The following is a 21,809-nucleotide window of genomic DNA, read 5'->3' on the forward strand; positions in this document are numbered from 1 at the left end:
AATTAATTATTTTTAAAATCCCATAGTACTTCAAATTAGCATTTTCAACACATTTCCAATATTATTTCTAGGATACAAATAAGACAAATGCTCATTATTTCGTGAGATGATTTCCTCTCCTTTTCAATCTAATTATAATATCCAAATGAGAATCATAAGTTGCTTTCAAATAAAATTTTCAGGTCTCCCTTCATATCTTTCCCATATTCCCCCTAAAAAATTCTTGTTTCGAAATTTCAATAAAAAAAAACGAACCTTGACGGCCCGTTTAGTTGTAATTGGTTCTCCAAAGACATTTCTATATTTTATCAGTTATTGCTTTTTCCAAATAAGCTTTTTCGCTTCGGTGAACCTTACGGCTATTTTCGGCCAGTTTACAACGTCCCACCATTTGTCCACATAGCCTGCCCGATTATTTTTATATTGCAGGTAATAAGCATGTTCCCATACATCAAGAACAAGGATTGGGATCGTATCCCACTGGGTCAAAACCATGTGCAATTCCGATTGAAGTATTTCTAGCCGCCGCGCACGCGGAGACCAGACTAATATCGCCCAGCCAACACCTTCTACTTGTTTGGCAGCCTCACTAAAATGACTTTTAAAAGCTGCAAAGCTTCCAAAATCCTTCTCAATCTGTTTAAGTAAATCCCCCCTTGGCTGTCCGCCCCCTCCCGGAATCATCACTTCCCAGAACAGCGTATGGAGATAATGGCCTGATCCATGAAAAGCTGCTTCCTTTTCCCAATGTTTCAACAAGGAAAAATCATTCGTTTCTCTCGCTTTTTTCATCATCAATTCCGCTTTATTCAGACCATCGACATATGCTTGATGATGCTTATCATGGTGCAGATACATGATTTCCCTTGAGATCGTCGGTTCCAACGCTTCATAGGCATAAGGTAACGGCGGTAGCGTATGCTTCCCAATCGGCACTGATTGCCTTTCCTGTATATTGAATTCTCTAGCGAGTTCTTCAATTTCCTCGTAGACCCGAGCCATCTCTTCTTCAATCAGGACCATATCCTCATAATCCATTTCTTCCTCATCCATATTCTTAGCCAACCCGGAAAGCCGTTCAATATTTGACAGCAACGGCGAATCGGTGATATCGATCTTCTCAAGATATTCCATCACTCCATCAACCCAATCACTTACCTCTTTAGCATAATCTCTTACCTCAGACATCTTGCAACCTCCCCCTATTCCCATGCACATAAATCATCAAAGTATTTTATGTTTCGATTAAGCGGAGATTCCATTTATAGCTAAAAAAAACAGCAAGGCTTATTAAGCCTTGCTGTTTCATTATCTTGACTGCAACATTTTCGTCCGGTAATCCGTTTCATAAAACTCCAATTCTTCACGCATGGTCTGGAATCCACTTTCCACGGCCTTCAGAATGGATATTATGCTGTCAGGTACACTTTGGTGAAATTTAATCGAGTTTTTTCCTGTATAGGCAGATCTGCTGTCCTCAAACCACCGATCTGATTTTGGGGAAAAGTATTCTTCGATACATTGATGATAAACTCTATAAAGCGTCTTTTCAGCTGCAGCTTTATTGAAAACATCATTTTTCAGAACGATTTGGCAAGCCTCCAGGCCCTCTTCACAACTTACAAGCATTCTTCTTAAACTTGAAAGGATTCCTTTATAATAGGTTTCATCCCCGCTTTTTTCTTCTTGCAGCTTAGAATAGGTCGTCTCATTTATAAATTCTTCCAGTTGAGCCACTGTCGTTTCCAAAAAGCCCTTTACATCCTCAAGCTGAGATTTTACCAATGTATTCCCCAACCGTGAACCCTCCTCAAATTGATTAAGATTAAATATAATAGTCAACATGTGATTCTATATCATATGGTTTAGCTTGGTCAATAGATATAAACACTTTCTCCAATTTTTCAAAATCTATATTTTCGAAATAACCAGCCAGGTCTTTTTCTGCATTTATATATATTCGTTTTCGGTTAACCAGGCTCGGGTCTTTGAGTAGACAGACCATGGCGATGATGTCAGCCATATAAATATCTCTGTTAGGGCTTTTGAATAGGGGATTGGCGGGATATGGGGTCCAAAGAGTGACCATCTCATCAAAATAGCGAAGATACAGTACATTCAGCGTCTTTTCTTCTCCATCCTTTATGTATTGTATAACGGATCGATTAAAGAAGTCCTCAGGTGAATTTGACTTTTCCTTTTCAAGCCCAAATCCATTGCATGCTACAATTCGCACCCGCAATCCCCCCGCATTCATTTTTTTCTATATTATCACAATTCAAAGAAAAATGTTATTCGATTGTTTGCTGAAATTTTTCAAAAAACAAATCGGCTTCACCACTTTCAAAGCTATCATCCGAATTATCGGCGAGAGGCGGTAATTCATCTATGGAATTCAGGCCGAAGTAATCCAAAAACTCTTTTGTTGTCCCATATAAATAAGCCCGGCCCGAGCCTTCAGCACGTCCAACCTCTTTAATTAAGACTTTGGTGACAAGTGTATGAATGGGGCGTTCCGTTTTCACTCCGCGTATTTCATCAATTTCAGCTCTAGTAATCGGCTGCTTATAAGCAATGATTGCGAGTGTTTCCAATGCCGCCTGGGATAAGCCTTGAGTGCTTGATGTTTCGACTAGTCTTTTCAAGTAATCCGAGTGCTCTTTTTTTGTCGTCATTTGATAAACGCCCGCTATTTCGATCACTTGAATCCCGCGTACATCCGATACATATTCTTCCTTTAAACTTTCAACGATGTCCGTTGCTTGATATTCCGTAATTTCCAGGACAGAGGCAATTTGTTTGACAGAGAGCCCTTCATCTCCGGCAGCAAACAATAATGCCTCAAGAATCCCTTTCCAATTAATAACTTCCAACTGGTTCTACACCTTCCTTAGCAGCAATCATGATTTCCGAAAAATTATTTTCTTGTTCAACGATGATTTCATTAAGTTTCATCAGTTCCAGCACCGCCATGAAAGTGATGACGATATGCTCCTTGACCGGGAGCGAAAACAGTTCAAAAAAACTTTTCTTCCCTTTAATGGACTGTAACTCAATCTTGATTTCATCCATTCGTTTCTCTATCGATATCTCTTGTTTCGTTACTTTCGTGTAAAGCGGCTTTTGAATTTTTTGCCTTCTCAGCAATTTTTGCAGAGCCCCCAACATATCATATAGACTTATATTCAACTCTTGTTTATCACTTTCCGCTTCTTTAACATAAACAGATAGATCACTTGGGGGTTTGCTGAACATCAAGCTTCTTTCTTCTTCCATCCCTTTAAATTCTTCGGCTGCATTTTTATACTTTTTATATTCTAATAGTTTTTCCACAAGCTCATCCCGTGGATCTTCCTCAAATATTTCCCCATCTTCATCAATCATTTGCTCATCTTCATGCTTTGGAAGCAGCATTTTACTCTTGATGGCAAGCAGTGTTGCAGCCATCACCAGATATTCGCTGGCCACATCCAATTCCAGATGCTGCATCGTATGGATGTAACCTAGGTATTGATCTGTAATATCAGCCATCGGAATATCGTAGATGTCTATTTCCAGGCGATTGATCAAATGCAGGAGTAAATCCATCGGACCTTCGAAAGCGTCAATTTTTATGTTATAACCCATTAAATTACCTCATTTAAATCTAATTGGCCGATATAGACCTATTTATTTTACTAATCAAGTATAGTGGATTGCCGCCCTTTATCCAAATAATAATTTACTGTCCATAGAAAAGTTTTTATTTGGGATTACCGTCAAATGGGTCGATGCCCAATCACATTCTGAAATCCAACATAACCTAGAAATGTAAGAATAGCAGAACAAAGGAGGTACTCATTATGGGTGCAGGTGGTTTTGGAAACGGCGGCGGATTCGCGTTTATTGTAGTTTTGTTCATTTTATTAGTTATCGTCGGTGCTTCTTGGTGTTAATGGAAGACTGATGAATCAGCTGATTGCCTTGCAATCAGCTTTCTTTATTTTCCAGGAAAAAATTCTATGCTAAACTTAGTGAGTATACATAGCGGATGTTAAGCTATAAGAAAATGGCTTTTTGCCATACTTTAGTTGATTCCATCAAACAAAAGGGGTGCTCCTATTGACTTACGCGGAAGACTACCTTTCTTTCCTTGTCCATTTCCATGGAACGAGGGATTACTTCGAATGTCATGAAATCCTTGAAGAATATTGGAAGGAAACCGCACCAAAAGAGCGTGACTCTCATTGGGTGGGGCTCATTCAGATTGCGGTTGCCCTGTATCATGATCGCAGGGGAAACAAAAAAGGGGCTGCAAGGACCCTGTCTAAAGCCTTGGCAAATCTCCACCTAAAAAAGGCCGAGCTCCTGAAGTTGGGACTCGATCCAGAACGACTGTTCAAATTGCTCGAGGATACCCATGAGCGAATGTTATCACAAAAGCCATATAAAAGCATCAATCTGCCCATATCGGATCAAAGACTGATCGAAAAATGCCAGTCCATGTGTTCGCAAGAAGGATCCATATGGGGTGCGGATAGCGACATGACCAATACATCGATAGTTGATAAGCACCTAATGCGTGACCGTTCGGATGTCATTTCAGAAAGGGCTCGACAGCTATCCCTTCGAAAAACAAGAATGGAGGACCGCCCTTAAAGGCGGTCCTCCATTCAAGCTTTCATATTCAAAAATCTTCACACCTGTCAAGAAAGCTTTCCGTAAACTCATTTGCTTTTAATTCTTTGTCAGGATATTGCTCCTTGATGGCCCTGACCATCGTTTTACCGATACCTTGCTTCCGGAAGGATGGATTTACAGATATATGTTGTATCTCAATGTGGGTTGGAGAGACTTCTATACCGATCAGGCCCGTAATCTCTTCATCTTTCCATAAGAACAGCTGTAGGTTTTCATCCGTTTCATAATTCTTCATCGTATTCCGAAGCGTTTTTATCTCTTTTTCATTTGGCATGAAAGATAATAATCCCATGGCAAACTTCTCATAACTTTTCTTATACTTAATCAACATAATATCCCTCGTTACTAAATAACGTTTTTATTATCTTCCTGTTTCCAATTAATTTGCTTTGAATAATAATCCTCACATATAACATTTACATCATACATAAAAATCCCGTTCGTTTCAACATCACTTTCAGCACTTGATTTATCAATGGGCTATGTGCTAAGCGATAAACAGCCAGTATACGATTCCCCACATCAAAGCGATAATAAGCATCATAAGTAAAAGAGTCTTATTACTTTTCCTCATCCCATACTCCCTTTATGAATGGTCCAAATATTTAAATAACGAATTCATTCTACTATAACTTAACACAATCTGACAAATATCCTTGCAATCTTGCTTCGATTTTACTACATTGGTAAAGTGATCTAGGTTCATAGAGTGCCATCTTAGGTATAAAAGACAAAGATAGACCCAACTTCTTCGTTAAAATGAACGTAGTTATTTTGGCTAATAAATTTTTTTCAGGAATATATGTATCTTTTTTAGCCTTTGTTTCGTCAAATACTATGAATCTGATTTAAAGTGCCGCCCTTTTATTGAAAGATTCCCAATTCAGCAGGAAAGTTAAGGAGGATTATCATGAAAAAAATGAATAAATGGGTCATTATAACCATTTTATTATGTCTATTATTGCCATATAAGGCTTTTGCAGATGCAGCTGTTGGTGAAATGATCGTCACACTTGGTGAAAATTTGACAAATGAACAAAAAAATATGATTTTATCAGAAATGAAAGCACCAAATGATGTTGAGGTTTTAACCGTTACAAATGCGGAGGAACATGAATACTTAGGAGACTATATCGCTAGCCGTCTAATCGGTACAAAAGCGATTTCATCCTCTGCGATCACTTTGGAGGAAAAAGGTACCGGTCTTAAACTGGAGTCGAAAAACATTAACTGGGTTTCCGATGAAATGTATATCAATGCACTGGCTACTGCAGGAGTAAAAGATGCTACCGTTTATGTCACCGCACCTATACCCGTTTCCGGTACAGCGGCTTTGACAGGAGTCATTAAAGCCTATGAAATCTCTGCCGACAAGAAGATTCCTGAAGATGTGAAACAGGCAGCGAATGAAGAAATGGTGAAAACAGCAAAATTGGGTGATGAAATCGGTACGGAAGAAGCCTCTGCACTTGTTACGAAAATCAAAGAGGAAATGGCTGCAAATCCACCAGCCAATACTGAAGAGGTCCGCGAGGTTGTCGAGTCTTCAGCAAAAGACCTTGGAATCGCCTTAAATGAAGATCAAGTACAAAGTTTAATTGATTTATTCAATAAGCTAAAAGAATTGAATATTGATTGGAACGCTGTCGGTGATCAGCTGACTGCAGCTAAAGATAAACTTTCCAATTTTCTTGAATCCGAAGAGGGTCAATCATTTCTGGATAAATTGAAAGAAGTGTTCAGTAGTTTAATAGACGCGATCAAATCACTTTTCAGCTGATTCAATAAAAAAAGGATGGCCAATGCCATCCCTTTCAGACTGTAGGTAAACTCGATGAAAATCGAGTTTACCTACAGTTTTTTTAACAGTACAATTTGACCGTTGAGTTCCACTACAGGCACTCGCTTTCCGCGGGCGGTCCGGGAGCCTCCTTGGCGCTATTGCGCCTGCGGGGTCTCCCTTTGAACGCGCTTTTCCCGCAGGAGTCTCGTCCCTTCCGTTCTAATCAAATTTGATATAAAATTCAGATAGAATCAATTCCTGATGTCTTGAAGGTATTTCTATTGGTTATTTGGTTCGGGAACATCATTTGAGCAAAGTTACGTTTTACAAAGCCCTTTTATTTACAAACTGAAAGGATGGCTAATGCCATCCTTTTTTTCTAATCTTTATTGACGACTGCCGCTTCATGAAGGGCCAAGTCCAAATGAATAAGATCTTCATAAGTTTCGCGTTTGATGACCAACCGAGCTTCTCCATTTTCGGCAAAGACGACAGCCGGTCTCGGAATGCGATTGTAATTATTCGACATGGAATATCCATATGCCCCTGTACAAAATACCGCCAAGACATCACCGCGGCCGGCTTTTGGCAATGGTAAATCCCAAATCAACATATCTCCGCTTTCACAGCATTTACCGGCAATGGACACTGTCTCTTCCACAGGGTCAAGCGGCCGGTTTGCAAGAATGGCATCATATTTAGCTTCGTAAAGAGCGGGACGTATATTATCACTCATGCCCCCATCTACGGCAATATATTTACGGACATTAGGAACTTCCTTTTCAGAACCCACCTTGTACAGTGTCACACCTGCGTCTCCGACCAATGAACGGCCAGGTTCGATCCAGATTTCAGGCATCACTAAATCAGAATCAGCAATCAGGTTCTGCACTTCCCTAACGATCTCCTCAACATATTGAGACGCCGGTAGCGGGTCGTCTTCTTGTGTATACCGAATCCCGAATCCCCCTCCGAGATTCAATACCTGTGGTTGAAACCCTACCGAACCGTGCCAATCACTCAGCTTGCCGATAATTTTTTGGGCTGCCAGAAGGAAACCGGTCGTTTGAAAGATTTGGGAACCGATATGGCAGTGTAATCCAAGAACTTCCAGAAACTCACTTTGAAGCGCTTGTCGAAGGGCAGCTTCTGCCTGGCCGTTAATAAGATCAAAACCAAATTTCGAATCTTCTTGCCCTGTCAAAATATAATCATGCGTATGGGCTTCAATACCCGGTGTTACACGAAGAAGGATTTTCACCTTTTGTTCACGGTTTGTACAAATTTCTTCCAACAGTGTCAACTCTGAAAAATTATCGACTACTATACAGCCAATGTCATGATCCAAAGCCATATGTAGCTCTTCTTCACTTTTGTTATTTCCATGGAAGTGAATCCGTTCTGTTGGGAAATTTGCCTTAATTGCCGTATATAATTCCCCCGCTGAGACAACATCGAGAGAAAGTCCCTCTTGCTCAGCCAACTGGATCATGGCAATCGAAGAAAAGGCCTTACTTGCGTAAGCAACTTGAGCCGAAATCCCCAATTCCTCAAAAGTTCTCTTGAACCCTCTCGCCCGTTCGCGAATTAGCTCTACATCATAAACATATAATGGTGTACCAAATTGTTCGATCAATTCAATCGTGTCCACTCCGCCAATCTCCAGATGTCCACGTTCATTGACACCGCCGGTTCCGTACAAATGCATGATAGCCTCACCTTCCTGACTTAAAACTAAAGATTAATATGAAATGAGGCAGCCTCAAATAAAGAAAACCTGCTCTAAAAGGTCCTCTATATGAATAAGCCTCATCCGAATCAATTATCCGATGTAAATATTGTTCTCTATGACTGCTTAGTAGTTCGAAGGGAAAGACAGATTGGTTTAAACTCCAAAGAGTCATAGTAGCTTTATCTCTTTGTGAAGCCTAACTTTATCGCTTTATCCGAATAAAAATAAATTACCACAACTTTTCGACAACATCAACCTTTAGATTTTCTCGGCTGCCTATATAGATCCTGGGGATGTACAATGCTCGGACGTTCTATAGATCCTGGATAAGGTCTTCTAAATATTATATGTGACAAGGCCTTCGGCTGAAACGGGAGAAGCGGCCATAAATAAGGTGTATTTAATGTTTTTATACTAGTGAGCATGATCAAATAGAGTGTGATGCCTATGACTAAGCCAGGCACTTTAAATAAAGCGACCAACACTATCAGTACTAAACGGGTAATTTTATTTGCAACCCCCAATTCTAAACTCGGAGTGACAAATGTACCGATTGTCGCTACGGAAGCGTAGAGAACCACTTCAGGAACAAATAGGCCGACATCTATCGCTATTTGCCCTATCAAAACCGCCGCAACCAAGCCCATTGCCGTGGAAAGCGGGGTCGGGGTATGAACGGCTGCCATCCTTAAAAATTCTATCCCTATATCGGAAATGAAGATTTGGAACACAATGGGTATATGCGTTTTTTCATTCGGCCCGATATACTCGAACTTTTCCGGCAGGAGGGAAGGATCTAAACAAAACAATAACCAAATCGGCAGCAAGAATAACGAAACGAAAATCCCGAGAAACCGGACCCAGCGCACCAAGGTCCCAACGGCAGGTGCCTGCCGATACTCCTCAGCGTGTTGCATGTGATGAAAAAGGGTGGACGGGGTAATGATGACACTCGGTGAAGTATCCACATAAATAAGGACATGGCCCTCAAGCAAATGCGTTGCAGCCACATCAGCCCGTTCCGTATATCTGACAAGCGGATATGGGTTATACCTTTGGTTTACGATGAATTCTTCGATCGTTTTATCAGACATCGTTATGCCATCAACCTCGATACTGTTCAATTCCTTACGAACGATTTCTATTAAATCCGGATCGGCAATATCTTTTATGTAGCCGATGGATATATCCGATTTCGATCGTTCCCCTACATGCAGCATTTCGAAACGTAATCTTTCATCCCGGATTCTTCGTCTGGTTATCGCTGTGTTAATGATGATATTCTCGACAAAACCATCCCTTGATCCACGGACGACTTTTTCCGTATCGGGTTCAACTGGCTGTCTACCTGGATAACTCCTGACATCCACGACCAGCCCTATTGGCTTACCATCAACAACAACGACGATTAAACCGGATAATACCTGATCAACAAGCTCATCCATCGTCTTTATTTCCTGAACGGATTGGTGTACGAGCAAGTCTTTGACTACATCAAAAACTTTAGTAGACACGATATCGGCATTTTTGTTATGAATGAGAGAATCGAGGATATCAATGATGTACTCTGTATCCGTCAGCCCGTTTATATAGTAAATATGCACATCTTTTCTAAAGACCTTTATCTTTCTTACTCCTAAGTCAAAGCTGACGCCTAGACCTACTTTCTCTTCCATGTATGCGTCAACTTCCGCTACCCTACTCGGAATCGGCGTCATGTTTTGAGGTTTTTCTGAAGTCATCATGACCACTCCTTTCCAATATGATTTCCACCGCTAGCTTCGTTATCGGTGCTCCTCTTTTAAAATCGTCCTGATGGGACATTTTTCCGATATCCCCTATCCCAACTACTATGGGAACATGTAATTGATCGATGCAATACACCGTATCTCCTGTTATCTTGCCCAGTTCAAATTCCTCGGCGCCGTATTTATCAACCCCGTTCGGTGTCAAGTTACCGTCACGGTCAATACAGATATCCACCTTGGTCCATTCTTCCCTTCTAGTCTTTGAAGCGACCGCTATCACGCCAAGGACATCAATATCAGGATGTCCGGCAACTACCTTCATTGCCTGTTCGCCTGATCCTTCTCCTATATAACCGCTATCATCAAACATGACCAATACAGGATCATACTTTGCCTTTTTTATTAATTCAACTAACTCCAAGCCCGTATATCGTGATGGATTACCTTGGGACATGGAGATACATCTTCCCCCTATTTCCTTGGCTACATGCTCGACAGCCCGTTTCGCATACTCATCTCCATCCGTAATCAATATCACTTTTCGTTTGGTCACCATCTTGGGCCTACCTTTCATCATCAGGAATAGTTACGTCTTACACTTATAAGTCGACAAAATAAATCCATTGGAATAATGATCCGGCTATTTTCCCCAATACGAGTGCCATTAACAGATAAATGATCTTCTCTTGAATTCCGATTCGTTTTGAAAGAACTGGAAATACATTCAGGACTTCAGTTAAGGCAGCCGCAAGCATCCCATTAAATATCCCGTCAGCCAAACCGATCGGAATTAAAAGAAAATGCGGAAGGGAAAGTTCCGTTTCCTGTAATCCTAACCATGTTCCTGCGACAACTCCGGCAATGATGGCTCCTTCGTAGTAATGTATCATTTTCATTGTTTTTGTCAGCTGAGTCAGTCTTGGAATCACCCCAAGTACAGTTAAAAACGCTACAAAACCGGCACCTGTCGCAAAACCCCCGGCTAAACCGACAAAGATTCCGAAGATGATTTTACCGGTCATCAAGGTGGCGCACGTTTTCCTTATTTTCATTCATGATTACATAACGGTCCAAATCCTGCTGATAGTTGAACATTTCAACCTCGAGCGGACTAGGTTCCTCATTGAAGCGTTTTTTAAAGAAATGATTAAAAAATAGAATCATGCCCATACCAAGGCCGAAGCTATATGGGATTTGGATCAATAACGGCTTATCTTCCACTTTTCCCGTTATTATAGTAAAGATTTTTTGATGCACTTCCCCCATGCTGACATCCACATGAAAATTCATGATTGTCATCCCGCCGCCGACAAATAACAAAAACCAAACTAAGGCGAATGTCAGGTATGACATTTTCTTTTTCGAGAGGATGATTTCGATGATCGTTTGGGAAGGGCCGAATGTTTCCACTTCAATAGTCGGATCCACCTTGCGGATGGCCATGATAACTTGAGCTAAATCAATGACAATAATATTCTTATCTTCCTTCTTGACCGTTAATAATATGATTTCTTCAATTTTGGTAATCACTTCTTCAGGCCCGATTATCCTTGCAATATCTTTTATCCTCACCGTTTGATTTCCCTTTGCTTGTACACGGTTCCTCATCCTGATATATACAACTGCCATTATCATCACATCCCGACCTTTTATTTCCTTATGCTAGTAGTATGGATTGGAAGCAGTTTGAAAATGCAGGAAGTGAACCATGTCCAAATATTACTAATTTGAAACCAAAAAAAGACACGCTGCAATGACAGCATGTCTTTTTGGTTTACATTCATCTATTAATGAGTGGGGAAGAAAATCAGCTGGACCAAAAATATCAATCCAAAAATATAAATGAGCGGATGTACCGATTTTCCTTTTCCGCTGAATACCTTCATTAGAGGATATGTGATGAACCCAATTGCAATCCCTGTAGATATACTTGAAGTAAGCGGCATCGTTAAAATGATCGCAAATGCCGGAAATGCCTCATCAAAAATTTTCCAATTGACTTTAGCCAGCCCTTCCATCATGAAACATCCCACGATGATCAGAACGGGAGCTGTGATTGCTTGAACGGAAGAAATTGCCGATATCAATGGAGAAAAGAAAATCGATGCAGCAAACAAGATTGCCACGACAGTAGCTGTTAATCCCGTACGTCCGCCTGCGGCCACTCCCGTGCTCGATTCCACATAGGCAGTCGATGGGCTTGTACCAAACATCGAGCCGACTGTAGTCGCAATCGCATCACCTAAAAAGGCTTTCTTGGCACGAGGGATTTTCCCATCTTTCGTTAGTCCTGCCTGTTCTGTCACGCCAATCAAGGTACCTGTCGTATCGAAGATCGTCACAAGTAAAAAGGCGAAAACAATTGAATATAAAGAATTCGTGAAGACCCCAGCAATATCGATATCGAAAAATACCGGTGTTGGAGGTACAGATAAGACCCCATCGAAGTTGAGCAAACCGATAAAGTAGCCAATGATTGCCGTAACGATCATGCCAATGAAAATGGCCCCTTTTATATTACGGGCCATAAAAATCAAGGTAATGAATAAGCCTGCTAATGCTAAAACGGTTCCAGGCTGATGCAAATCGCCAAGCGTCACCATCGTTGATTCATTTGGCACTACGATTCCAGCATTTTTCAATCCGATAAACGCAATGAATAAACCAATTCCGGATGTGATGCCGTATTTTAATGAGTTGGGAATCGCATCAATTATCATTTTACGCAAGCTAGTCACGCTAATTAATAGAAATAGCAAACCAGCAATGAAAACCGTACCGAATACGGTCTGGTATGAAAGGCCCTGTGCTCCCACCACGCTTGCGAAATAAGCATTCAAGCCCATCCCTGGTGCTATCGCAATCGGGTATTTTGCAACAAGCCCCATGATTAGGGTACCAATCACCGCTGATATGACCGTTGCCATGAAAACTTGTTCAAATGGAATTCCGATTGAAGACAATAAAGCAGGATTCACAATGAGGATATAAACCATAGTTAAAAATGTCGTAACACCCGCCATGACTTCTGTACGGACATCCGTCCCATTTTCTTTCAGGGAGAAAAACTTTTCCATAAACATATTTAGACCTCCAGATCTAAAGGAATCACCGACAACCGTTTGCACGAAAAGACAAGGTGTCCTAATATTGTACTGCATCGACGTTTTTCCTGATCATTATTCATTGAAAGAAAGATAAAAAAACGAATGAGAAACGCGACCTTTACTATAATATTCGTTTTTATTCCTAAATTCAACTAAAAATTCGACCCCATCCCTAGTTTCATCTTAAATCACTTTTACTTTTTCCTAAAATCAGTATTTATTTTCAGCTCAATAAAAAAAACCACATGAATCACTGATTCATGTGGTTTTTCATTTGCTGAAGAATCTTCTTTTCCAGCCTTGATACCTGAACTTGGGAAATACCAAGCCTTGCCGCCACTTCCGATTGCGTCTGATCTTTATAATACCTCAGGAAAACAATCAGCCTTTCACGTTCATTCAATTCATGTATGGCTTCTTTCAAAGCGATTTGATCGAACCAGGATGTTTCATTATGGTCGGCAATCTGGTCAAGAAGAGTAATCGGATCTCCATCATTTTCGTAAACCGTTTCATGGATCGATGAAGGGCTCCTGCTAGCTTCTTGGGCCATGATGATTTCCTCTGGCGACAGCTCTAGATGTTCCGCCAATTCATTGACAGTCGGAACGCGGCCATACGTCTTTGAAAGTTCCTCTTTGGCCCTGCGAATTTTATTCGCCATTTCCTTTAATGACCGGCTTACTTTAACCGTTCCATCATCACGGATAAAACGTTGGATTTCACCAATGATCATAGGCACAGCATACGTTGAGAATTTCACTTCAAACGATAAGTCAAATTTATCCACGGACTTCAACAGACCTATACAGCCTATTTGATAAAGGTCATCCGGTTCGTAACCTCGATTGAGGAATCTTTGCACTACTGACCATACAAGCCTCAGATTGCTATTGACAATCAGATTCCTTGCATCTTGGTCACCGCTCTGGCTGCGTTGGATTAAATTCCGCAATTCCTCATCTTTTAAATGGGGCTGGCCTTTCTTGCTCTTCTCGTTTTTAACCTCCACATCCATATGCAAGTCTCCCTTAATTGCACAAAGCTCTGCTTGTAGTTAAGTGCTTTTTTAATCGAATGATCGTGCCTTCGCCCTTATGGGAAATTATATTGATTTCATCCATGAAGTTTTCCATGATGGTGAATCCCATACCGGAACGTTCAAGTTCGGGTTTTGTCGTAAATAACGGCTGTTTAGCCTCCTCGACGTCTTCAATGCCCAGTCCTTCATCCCGGATGGTCAATTCCACAGTATCGCCTTCGATGACCACTGAAATGTAGACCCAACCTTCCGGGTCACTCTCATACCCATGGATGATCGAATTCGTAACGGCTTCTGACACGACAGTCTTGATCTCTGTCAATTCATCCATCGTCGGGTCCAATTGGGCAATGAATGCCGCAACAGTTACCCTGGCAAAAGATTCATTTTGGCTAAGTGCAGAAAATTTCGTTTCCATTTTATTTTTCATATTAGGCAACCCCCAGTCTTTGCAAAGCGTTTTTTTCGGATAGTTCCATTTTAACAATTTTAAACAACCCTGACATCTCAAATAACCGCTTTACTGCTGGAGAAATTGCACAGACCACCATTTCACCTTGCTTTTTGTTTACCTGCTTATAACGGCCCAAAATAACTCCGAGCCCTGAACTGTCCATAAAATCCAGTTCTTCCATGTTAAGGATGATATGCTTGATATTATGCTTTTGAATGGCTGCCTCTGCCTGATTTTTCAATTTTTCTGCTGTATGATGATCTAAATCACCTTTGAGACGAATGCACAATACGCGATTTTTCGCCTCCATATTAATCGTAAGACTCATTATATACAGCCTCCTTCACTGTCTTATAAAGAGTCAAATTCTCTTTTTCACCTGCCGATTCCTCCTTACTAGCAAAACTAGTGGAGTTTCGCCTAAATTAGTACGATTAACAGGCAATGCGACAATTTATTCTATTTCGCCTGGGTAAACATGCCGAAAGCCCGTTTATACAATTGCCACCAGCTGGCATTATCAACAGTTTCCTTCGCAACAATCGGAGATTCGACATATACCTTACCGTTATTCTTCAATTCAAGCGTACCAATTTCATCACCTTTTTTAATCGGGGCATCCAAATCTTTATCAAGCGTGATTTTTTTAGTAAAGTCCTTTGCCGTTCCGTTTTTGGCTGTCAAAACCGAAATAGGTTCACTTGTGACGCCCACCACGGTTTTCTTTTGCCCTTTACTTACCTTGGCTTCACCTAACACCTCACCGCGTTTATAAATAGGGTATGTGATGTATTGTGAAAATGCATAATCTAACATCTTGGTGACCTGAGCGTTTCGTTCCTTTGGAGAAACGGCTCCGAAAACGACGGCAATGACACGCATATTCCCTTTTTTAGCAGTTGCTGTCAAACAATATTTCGCTTCATTTGTGAATCCTGTTTTCAGTCCATCGACCCCAGGATAAAATTTCACTAACCTATTTGTGTTGACAAGCCAAAATTTCTTTTCGGTATTTTCACGGAGATAATCTTCATATGTACCCGTGAACCTTGTAATCGTATCGTATTTCAATAATTCCTTCGCCATGATCGACATATCATGTGCCGAACTGTAATGATCTTTAACAGGAAGTCCCGTTGCGTTTTGGAACTTTGTATTTTTCAACCCGAGGTCTTTCGCCTTTTTGTTCATTTCCCTGACAAACTCTTCTTCCGATCCAGCTAGACGTTCAGCCATCGCCACCGATGCATCATTCGCCGAACCAATCGAGATGCCTTTAAGCATTTGTTCCGTGGTCATTTCTTCACCTGGCTCGAGGAAGATCTGGGAACCGCCCATCGACGCTGCATACTCACTAGTCCTGATTTTCTCCTTCATGCTGAGTTCGCCTTTATCGATCGCTTCCATGATCAGCAGCATCGTCATGATTTTCGTCATGCTTGCCGGTGAAAGGCGATCGTCTGCATTTTTATCATAGAGAACAGTACCTGTATCCCGTTCAATCAAAATAGCGGATTTAGCATTTGCCGCCAATTCGACTCCTTTTTCTTCAGCTGCTTTTGTATGCGGGATGTTAAAACCCAATGCTACCAAAACGGTTAAAAATACAGAAAGAATCCGCTTCATCTCCATACCCTCCAATCTTTATATTTTTTATTTTTTCCATTAAACCCATTTTTATACAAATAAAGATGAATTTTGAACATATACTGGATATAGGGTAACAAAGTGAACCAAATTAAAAGAGGATGCGCATGGGCATCCTCTTTTAAGAATTCAATGGGATAAACGTAAAAAGGCCGCTCAAAAGCGCGGCCTTTTTTTGGAAAATGTTTATTCCATGATCTCTTTATAGATCAATGTAGGTTTTTCTATTTTCTCTTTGGAAATCGCAATGCTTTCATACAACTTTTCTTTTACCTTTGAAACATCTTCGAAATTGCTGTAAATCGTCACAAGTGATTCACCTTTTGCTACGGTTTCCCCGATTTTTTTACGAAGTACCAGTCCGACTGCCAAATCAATCTCTGATTCTTTTGTCGCCCGCCCGGCGCCTAACAGCATAGCTGCCGTTCCTACTTCATCAGCGATGATTTCCGATACATATCCGTCCTCTTTCGCTTCCAGCTCGAAAGTATGAGCAGCCTGCGGTAGTTTTTCCGGCTGATCTACAACCGAACCATCGCCTCCCTGCGCTTCCAGGAAAATCTTGAATGAGTTAAGTGCAGAACCATCCTTGATTGCATTTTCCAGCAAGGTTCTTGCTTCTTCCAGCGAGCTTGCCTTTTTGGCAAGGTATACCATATGGCTTCCCAGTGTTAAAGAAAGTTCCGTTAAATCTTCCGGTCCCTCTCCTTTAAGCGTGTCGATTGCTTCCTTCACTTCTAAAGCATTTCCGATAGCGTAACCCAACGGTTGGCTCATATCGGAGATGACAGCCATCGTGTTTCGTCCTACATTGTTTCCGATGCTAACCATTGCATGCGCCAATTCTTCGGAATCTTCGAGAGTTTTCATGAAAGCTCCCGCTCCCGTTTTAACATCAAGTACGATTGCATCAGCACCAGCGGCGATTTTCTTACTCATGATCGAGCCAGCGATCAAACCGATACTGTTAACGGTACCCGTAACATCGCGCAATGCATATAACTTTTTGTCGGCCGGAGTCAGGTTACCGCTTTGCCCAATGACTGCTATCTTATTTTTATTGACAAGCCGGATGAACTCGTCATTTTCTATTTCGACATGAAATCCTTTTACAGACTCCAGCTTATCGATCGTCCCGCCTGTATGGCCAAGACCGCGTCCTGACATCTTTGCCACCGGAACACCAACAGCAGCAACCAATGGTCCAAGCACTAGAGTTGTGGTATCGCCCACACCGCCTGTTGAATGTTTATCGACTTTAATTCCTTCAATCATCGATAAATCAATTTGATCTCCCGATTCGACCATTGCCATGGTTAGATCAGCACGTTCCTGCTCATTCATGCCCTTAAAATAAACAGCCATTGACCAAGCGCTCATTTGGTAATCCGGAATCGATCCATCGGTAAACCCATTGATGATGAACTGTATTTCTTCTGTAGTAAGAGCCTTTCCATCACGCTTTTTCTCGATTAAATCTACCATTCTCATATTAGAATCCCCACTTTTTAAAGACACCGATTTTCTTTAGGTGTACTTGTATTTTTTTGGATCGTTTTATATGTCTTTAACGATTTGCTTAACAAATTCAAGAAAACTGCTTTTCACTTTTTCAGTCGTTTCAATTACCTCTTCATGTGACAAAGGCTGATCCAGAATGCCCGCGGCCATATTGGTAAGGCATGAGATTCCGAGCACCTTCATTCCGCTATGCCTTGCTACGATAACTTCCGGGACTGTCGACATACCAACTGCATCCCCGCCAAGGATCCTTGCCATTTTCACTTCTGCCGGTGTCTCATAGGTCGGTCCTGTATTACCGATATAGACACCTTCTTTAATATCCAATCCTAGTGAAGCTGCTATTTTTTTCGCTTGCGTCCGAAGGTCTTTATTATAAGCTTCCGACATATCAGGGAATCTAGGGCCGAAACGCTCTTCATTAGGACCAATCAATGGGTTTGCCCCCATTAAATTAATATGATCCGTAATGAGCATCAAGTCACCTGGTTGATAGCTTTCATTAACGCTTCCGGCAGCATTCGTTACGATTAACTGTTCAACACCAAGAAGTTTCATTACACGGACAGGGAAAGTGACCTTCTCCATGGAGTAACCCTCATAAAAGTGGAAACGCCCTTGCATCGCTACAACTTTTTTGCCACTTAATTGTCCAATGACAAGCTGTCCAGCGTGTCCTTCAACAGTCGATACCGGGAATTCCGGGATTTCGTGGTAAGGAATCGTTATCGGATTTTCAATTTCATCCGCCAATACTCCAAGTCCGGAACCAAGAATCAGTCCTATCTCCGGAGAGCCTTCAATTTTACTTTTTATGAATGACGCAGCAGTCTCTATTTTATTAAACATCTATTTATTCTCCCCTAAATTTAGATCGCCCAATATATTTTTTCCGAAGGCAGGCATTTTCACATCAAAATTAGCAGCGACCGTCGCCCCAATATCAGCAAATGTATCTCTTATCGGGAGTTCGGCACCTTCTGTAAATCGTTTGGAATAGACTAACAATGGTACATATTCACGTGTATGATCGGTTCCTTCATGGACCGGATCATTCCCGTGATCGGCAGTGATGATCAATAAATCATCCTCTTTCAGTTTATCAAGGACTTCAGGCATCCGAGCATCGAATTCTTCCAATGCCTTTCCGTATCCCTCTGGGTCGCGGCGGTGACCGTATAAAGCATCGAAGTCGACTAGATTTAGGAAACTTAACCCTTTGAAATCCTGTTCTACCGTTTGGATTAATTTATCCATTCCATCCATATTGGATACGGTCCTTAATGATTCAGTGACACCTTCCCCATCAAAGATATCCGAGATCTTCCCGATTGCAAGGACATCATATCCAGAATCTTTCAATTCATCCATTACTGTCCGGTCAAACGGTTTCAATGCATAATCATGACGGTTAGGCGTTCTTTTGAAGTTGCCTGGTTCACCAGTGAACGGTCTGGCAATAACGCGTCCAACCTTGAACTCATCAGCCATTGTAACTTCACGGGCAATTTCACAAATCTTGTATAATTCGTCTATCGGGACGATATCTTCATGTGCAGCAATCTGTAATACGGAATCAGCTGATGTATATACAATCAGCGCACCCGTTTTCATATGTTCCTCGCCAAGCCTCTCAATGATTTCCGTGCCGCTTGCCGGGACATTCCCAATAATTCCCCGACCCATTTTCGCCTCGAGTTCATTGACTAATAATTCCGGGAAACCATCTGGAAATACACGGAATGGAGTCGATATATTCAACCCCATGATTTCCCAATGCCCAGTCATCGTATCTTTCCCTGTAGAGGCTTCCTTCATTTTCGTATAGTATGCGAGAGGTTGTTGAGCTTTTTCAATTCCCTTGATTTCACGGATATTGCCTAAACCCAATTTTGCGAGAGTCGGCATGTTCAATCCATTCATTTTTTCTGCGATATGGCCGAGTGTATCCGCACCTTTATCGCCGAATAAATCTGCATCAGGTGCTTCGCCAATCCCAACTGAATCCATAACTATTACAAATATTCGTTTAAATGCTGAATTCCCTTTCATGAGTCATTCCTCCTAAAATAGTAAATCACTTTTTATACTCTCTATAATACCCTTATTCTGCTCAGTTACTCTTCATTTAAATGAAATCGCAAGAACGTCAGAAGTCTGACCTCTCTACATTGTAAACGATTACCATGATGGAGACAAATAATATATTTCGGAATGAAACAAAGTGCCATAAGATGTGCGTTAGAATCATCAGCATCCCTTATAGCCGTCTTGCCGACACAGAAAAAAGGCTGCTCCTTCAACTGCCTCGCAGTTAAATTCACAACCTTTCTATCAGTCTACTAATCCTTTAAGCTCGCGGATGGAATTTTGAATAGACATCCTTGATCCGTACGTTCGTAATATGTGTATAAATTTGAGTTGTCGAAATATCCGCATGACCAAGCATTTCTTGGACGGCACGTAAATCAGCCCCATTCATCAATAGATGTGTCGCGAAAGAATGTCTCAGTGTATGCGGTGTAATTTCTTTTTCAATTTGTGCCGATTTTACAAGTTTTTTTAGAATCTTCCAGAATCCCTGCCTTGTCAGCCTGTTTCCATGATGATTCAAAAAAAGTGAATCTGTCCTGTGCTTCGGGCTGGTCATTTTCCCCCGGGAACTTTCCATATAATGTTCAATCGCACCCAATGCAGTTTGTCCAATCGGAATGATCCTCTCTTTATTTCCTTTCCCTACACAACGGACAAAACCCATCGATGCATGGACATCACTCACATCCATGGATATCAACTCACTGACACGCATACCCGTCGCATACATCAGTTCGAGCATTGCCTTATCGCGTAATCCGAATTCATCCATTTTCTTCGGGGCTTCCAATAGTGCTTCAACCTCTTCCATGCTTAATACCTTTGGAAGGCTTCGTTCCGGTTTTGGCGTTTCTATATGTATGGACGGATCCTGATTTGTTATTCTTTCCCTTAGAAGAAATTGATGAAAAGAACGAATGGAAGCTATATGACGCGCCACCGTCTTCGATGATTTCCCTTGATCCTTTAACCGCACGAGAAAATGCAGGATGTTCACCCGTCGTGAATCATTCCAATCTTCAATGGTTTCAACATCTTTCAGAAAGCTCCAATATGATCTTAAGTCACGCTCATACGAGACGAGCGTATTCTTGGCAAGTCCTTTTTCAATGGTTAAAAAATGAATGAAATCCCTAATTTGATTCTCCATATTCATTACTCCCCGTTTAAATAAAACAACATTAGGCGTTCAAGCCATGCATCATCACCCGTATCAACAGCCTTCGATACTTTTACAGCCATGCCTTTCGGTTCATCATAACGATGATAACTTTGATATTCCTGATTTAACCATACCATTCCTATATAAAAAAGAACAGTGAAGCTAACAAAGAGAATCATCACTTTAGCCGTGTGCAAAATAAGCGATAATGATGTTTTCATCCTTTCCCCTCCCATTCGACCCTTTGTATCAATCTATGCCCAACAGGACAAGTTTTATACGTGTTTCGGAAAGGAGAAAACAAAAACAGCTCTTACTTGAGAAAACCAGCTATTAAAATGCAGAAAACCTTCTCCATTAAATGGAAAAGGTCCGACTTCATTCACCTTAATTTTCTTCTTTGTCATGACATCGATGACAAATGCCATGAAAGGTTAATCTATGGTCTTTTATCTTGAAGTTCCAGTCGCGTTCCACAATGTCTTCTACGTCTTCAAGTAGGTCTTCCTGGATCTCATCTACCGCACCACATTCCACACAAACAAGATGATGATGGAAATGCGCAGCTCCTTCTTGTCTTAAATCATAACGGGAAACCCCGTCTCCAAAGTTAATTTTATCTACTATTTTCAATTCAGTCAGCAACTCTAGCGTACGGTAAACTGTTGCCAATCCAATTTCCGGCGACTTTTCTTTGACAAGGAGGTAAACGTCTTCTGCGCTTAAATGATCCTCTTCATGCTCAAGTAAAACGCGGACGGTCGCTTCTCGCTGAGGCGTTAATTTGTAGCTGGACGAGTGTAACTGCTTTTTTATCCTATCAATTCTGTTTTCTATTT

At 41.2% G+C, this 21,809-nt stretch carries 25 protein-coding genes; 3 read left to right on the forward strand and 22 right to left on the reverse strand.

What is annotated here, in order from left to right; all coding sequences use genetic code 11:
- Positions 1 to 312: 312 nt before the first annotated feature.
- The 5 genes from ADA55_RS05230 to ADA55_RS05250 form a co-directional block, all read right to left on the reverse strand.
- Positions 313 to 1,188, reverse strand: a complete 876-nt coding sequence (locus ADA55_RS05230) for a superoxide dismutase (protein ID WP_048680134.1) — start codon at positions 1,186 to 1,188, stop codon at positions 313 to 315.
- 120 nt (positions 1,189 to 1,308) lie between these two features.
- Positions 1,309 to 1,797, reverse strand: a complete 489-nt coding sequence (locus ADA55_RS05235) for a YpuI family protein (protein WP_034308117.1) — start codon at positions 1,795 to 1,797, stop codon at positions 1,309 to 1,311.
- A 28-nt stretch (positions 1,798 to 1,825) separates the two neighbouring features.
- Positions 1,826 to 2,236 (reverse strand): hypothetical protein, encoded by a 411-nt coding sequence (locus tag ADA55_RS05240; protein WP_048680137.1) that lies wholly within the window; start codon positions 2,234 to 2,236, stop codon positions 1,826 to 1,828.
- A gap of 55 nt (positions 2,237 to 2,291) precedes the next feature.
- A complete protein-coding gene (gene scpB / locus ADA55_RS05245) occupies positions 2,292 to 2,873 on the reverse strand; it encodes an SMC-Scp complex subunit ScpB (RefSeq protein ID WP_034308120.1) in 582 nt (193 codons plus the stop codon).
- Positions 2,860 to 3,627 carry a segregation/condensation protein A gene (locus ADA55_RS05250; RefSeq protein WP_048680142.1) on the reverse strand — a complete coding sequence of 256 codons (768 nt, stop codon included), beginning with the start codon at positions 3,625 to 3,627 and terminating at the stop codon, positions 2,860 to 2,862. Before ADA55_RS05250 ends, scpB begins: the two co-directional genes overlap by 14 nt.
- A gap of 215 nt (positions 3,628 to 3,842) precedes the next feature.
- Here ADA55_RS05250 and ADA55_RS28260 point away from each other — a divergent pair, with 215 nt between their 5' ends.
- Together ADA55_RS28260 and ADA55_RS05255 are read left to right on the forward strand one after the other, a co-directional pair.
- Complete coding sequence (locus ADA55_RS28260; protein WP_072273196.1) at positions 3,843 to 3,935, forward strand: YjcZ family sporulation protein; 93 nt, start codon at positions 3,843 to 3,845, stop codon at positions 3,933 to 3,935.
- A gap of 166 nt (positions 3,936 to 4,101) precedes the next feature.
- Positions 4,102 to 4,638: a DUF309 domain-containing protein gene (locus ADA55_RS05255; RefSeq protein ID WP_048680145.1), complete on the forward strand. Its 537-nt coding sequence runs from the start codon at positions 4,102 to 4,104 to the stop codon at positions 4,636 to 4,638.
- A gap of 28 nt (positions 4,639 to 4,666) precedes the next feature.
- On the opposite strand, the gene ADA55_RS05260 is transcribed toward ADA55_RS05255, so the two are convergent.
- Positions 4,667 to 5,011: a GNAT family N-acetyltransferase gene (locus ADA55_RS05260; RefSeq protein ID WP_034308124.1), complete on the reverse strand. Its 345-nt coding sequence runs from the start codon at positions 5,009 to 5,011 to the stop codon at positions 4,667 to 4,669.
- A gap of 579 nt (positions 5,012 to 5,590) precedes the next feature.
- On the opposite strand from ADA55_RS05260, the gene ADA55_RS05265 reads away from it, so the two are divergent.
- Positions 5,591 to 6,460 (forward strand): DUF1002 domain-containing protein, encoded by an 870-nt coding sequence (locus tag ADA55_RS05265; RefSeq protein ID WP_226990415.1) that lies wholly within the window; start codon positions 5,591 to 5,593, stop codon positions 6,458 to 6,460.
- Between the two features lie 382 nt (positions 6,461 to 6,842).
- Here ADA55_RS05265 and lysA read toward each other — a convergent pair whose 3' ends face one another.
- The 16 genes from lysA to ADA55_RS05345 all read right to left on the reverse strand — a co-directional run bounded on the left by lysA (position 6,843) and on the right by ADA55_RS05345 (position 21,807).
- Positions 6,843 to 8,171 (reverse strand): diaminopimelate decarboxylase, encoded by a 1,329-nt coding sequence (gene lysA, locus ADA55_RS05270; protein ID WP_048680148.1) that lies wholly within the window; start codon positions 8,169 to 8,171, stop codon positions 6,843 to 6,845.
- Positions 8,172 to 8,446: 275 nt separating this feature from the next.
- On the reverse strand, positions 8,447 to 9,913 hold the full coding sequence (locus ADA55_RS05275) for a spore germination protein (protein ID WP_373689802.1): 1,467 nt from the start codon (positions 9,911 to 9,913) through the stop codon (positions 8,447 to 8,449).
- A complete protein-coding gene (locus tag ADA55_RS05280; protein ID WP_048680156.1) occupies positions 9,894 to 10,499 on the reverse strand; it encodes a stage V sporulation protein AE in 606 nt (201 codons plus the stop codon). Before ADA55_RS05280 ends, ADA55_RS05275 begins: the two co-directional genes overlap by 20 nt.
- 43 nt (positions 10,500 to 10,542) lie before the next feature.
- On the reverse strand, positions 10,543 to 10,965 hold the full coding sequence (locus tag ADA55_RS05285) for a stage V sporulation protein AB (RefSeq protein ID WP_034308131.1): 423 nt from the start codon (positions 10,963 to 10,965) through the stop codon (positions 10,543 to 10,545).
- Positions 10,955 to 11,572: a stage V sporulation protein AA gene (locus ADA55_RS05290; protein ID WP_034308133.1), complete on the reverse strand. Its 618-nt coding sequence runs from the start codon at positions 11,570 to 11,572 to the stop codon at positions 10,955 to 10,957. Before ADA55_RS05290 ends, ADA55_RS05285 begins: the two co-directional genes overlap by 11 nt.
- Positions 11,573 to 11,730: 158 nt before the next feature.
- Complete coding sequence (locus ADA55_RS05295; RefSeq protein WP_048680228.1) at positions 11,731 to 13,020, reverse strand: NCS2 family permease; 1,290 nt, start codon at positions 13,018 to 13,020, stop codon at positions 11,731 to 11,733.
- 280 nt (positions 13,021 to 13,300) lie between these two features.
- Positions 13,301 to 14,068: an RNA polymerase sporulation sigma factor SigF gene (gene sigF / locus ADA55_RS05300; RefSeq protein ID WP_034308137.1), complete on the reverse strand. Its 768-nt coding sequence runs from the start codon at positions 14,066 to 14,068 to the stop codon at positions 13,301 to 13,303.
- A 13-nt stretch (positions 14,069 to 14,081) separates the two neighbouring features.
- Positions 14,082 to 14,522, reverse strand: coding sequence for an anti-sigma F factor (spoIIAB, locus tag ADA55_RS05305; protein ID WP_034308139.1), 441 nt, complete (start codon positions 14,520 to 14,522; stop codon positions 14,082 to 14,084).
- Between the two features lies 1 nt (position 14,523).
- Entirely contained in the window at positions 14,524 to 14,874 is a 351-nt protein-coding gene (gene spoIIAA, locus ADA55_RS05310; protein ID WP_034308142.1) for an anti-sigma F factor antagonist, read from the reverse strand.
- Positions 14,875 to 15,005: 131 nt separating this feature from the next.
- The gene (locus ADA55_RS05315; protein WP_048680159.1) at positions 15,006 to 16,172 is read right to left on the reverse strand and encodes a D-alanyl-D-alanine carboxypeptidase family protein; all 1,167 of its coding nucleotides are present in this window, start codon (positions 16,170 to 16,172) and stop codon (positions 15,006 to 15,008) included.
- A 207-nt stretch (positions 16,173 to 16,379) separates the two neighbouring features.
- Entirely contained in the window at positions 16,380 to 17,684 is a 1,305-nt protein-coding gene (locus ADA55_RS05320) for a pyrimidine-nucleoside phosphorylase (protein WP_048680161.1), read from the reverse strand.
- Positions 17,685 to 17,750: 66 nt separating this feature from the next.
- Positions 17,751 to 18,563 (reverse strand): purine-nucleoside phosphorylase, encoded by an 813-nt coding sequence (locus ADA55_RS05325; RefSeq protein WP_048680164.1) that lies wholly within the window; start codon positions 18,561 to 18,563, stop codon positions 17,751 to 17,753.
- Positions 18,564 to 19,766 carry a phosphopentomutase gene (gene deoB, locus ADA55_RS05330; RefSeq protein ID WP_048680166.1) on the reverse strand — a complete coding sequence of 401 codons (1,203 nt, stop codon included), beginning with the start codon at positions 19,764 to 19,766 and terminating at the stop codon, positions 18,564 to 18,566. It lies immediately after the preceding gene.
- 298 nt (positions 19,767 to 20,064) lie between these two features.
- The gene (gene xerD, locus ADA55_RS05335) at positions 20,065 to 20,958 is read right to left on the reverse strand and encodes a site-specific tyrosine recombinase XerD (protein ID WP_048680170.1); all 894 of its coding nucleotides are present in this window, start codon (positions 20,956 to 20,958) and stop codon (positions 20,065 to 20,067) included.
- A gap of 5 nt (positions 20,959 to 20,963) precedes the next feature.
- A complete protein-coding gene (locus tag ADA55_RS05340; RefSeq protein ID WP_034308153.1) occupies positions 20,964 to 21,191 on the reverse strand; it encodes a YqzK family protein in 228 nt (75 codons plus the stop codon).
- Between the two features lie 166 nt (positions 21,192 to 21,357).
- Positions 21,358 to 21,807 (reverse strand): Fur family transcriptional regulator, encoded by a 450-nt coding sequence (locus ADA55_RS05345; protein WP_034311309.1) that lies wholly within the window; start codon positions 21,805 to 21,807, stop codon positions 21,358 to 21,360.
- Positions 21,808 to 21,809: the final 2 nt, after the last annotated feature.

The organism is Bacillus sp. 220_BSPC, assembly GCF_001054655.1.
GTDB lineage: Bacteria > Bacillota > Bacilli > Bacillales > DSM-1321 > Peribacillus > Peribacillus frigoritolerans.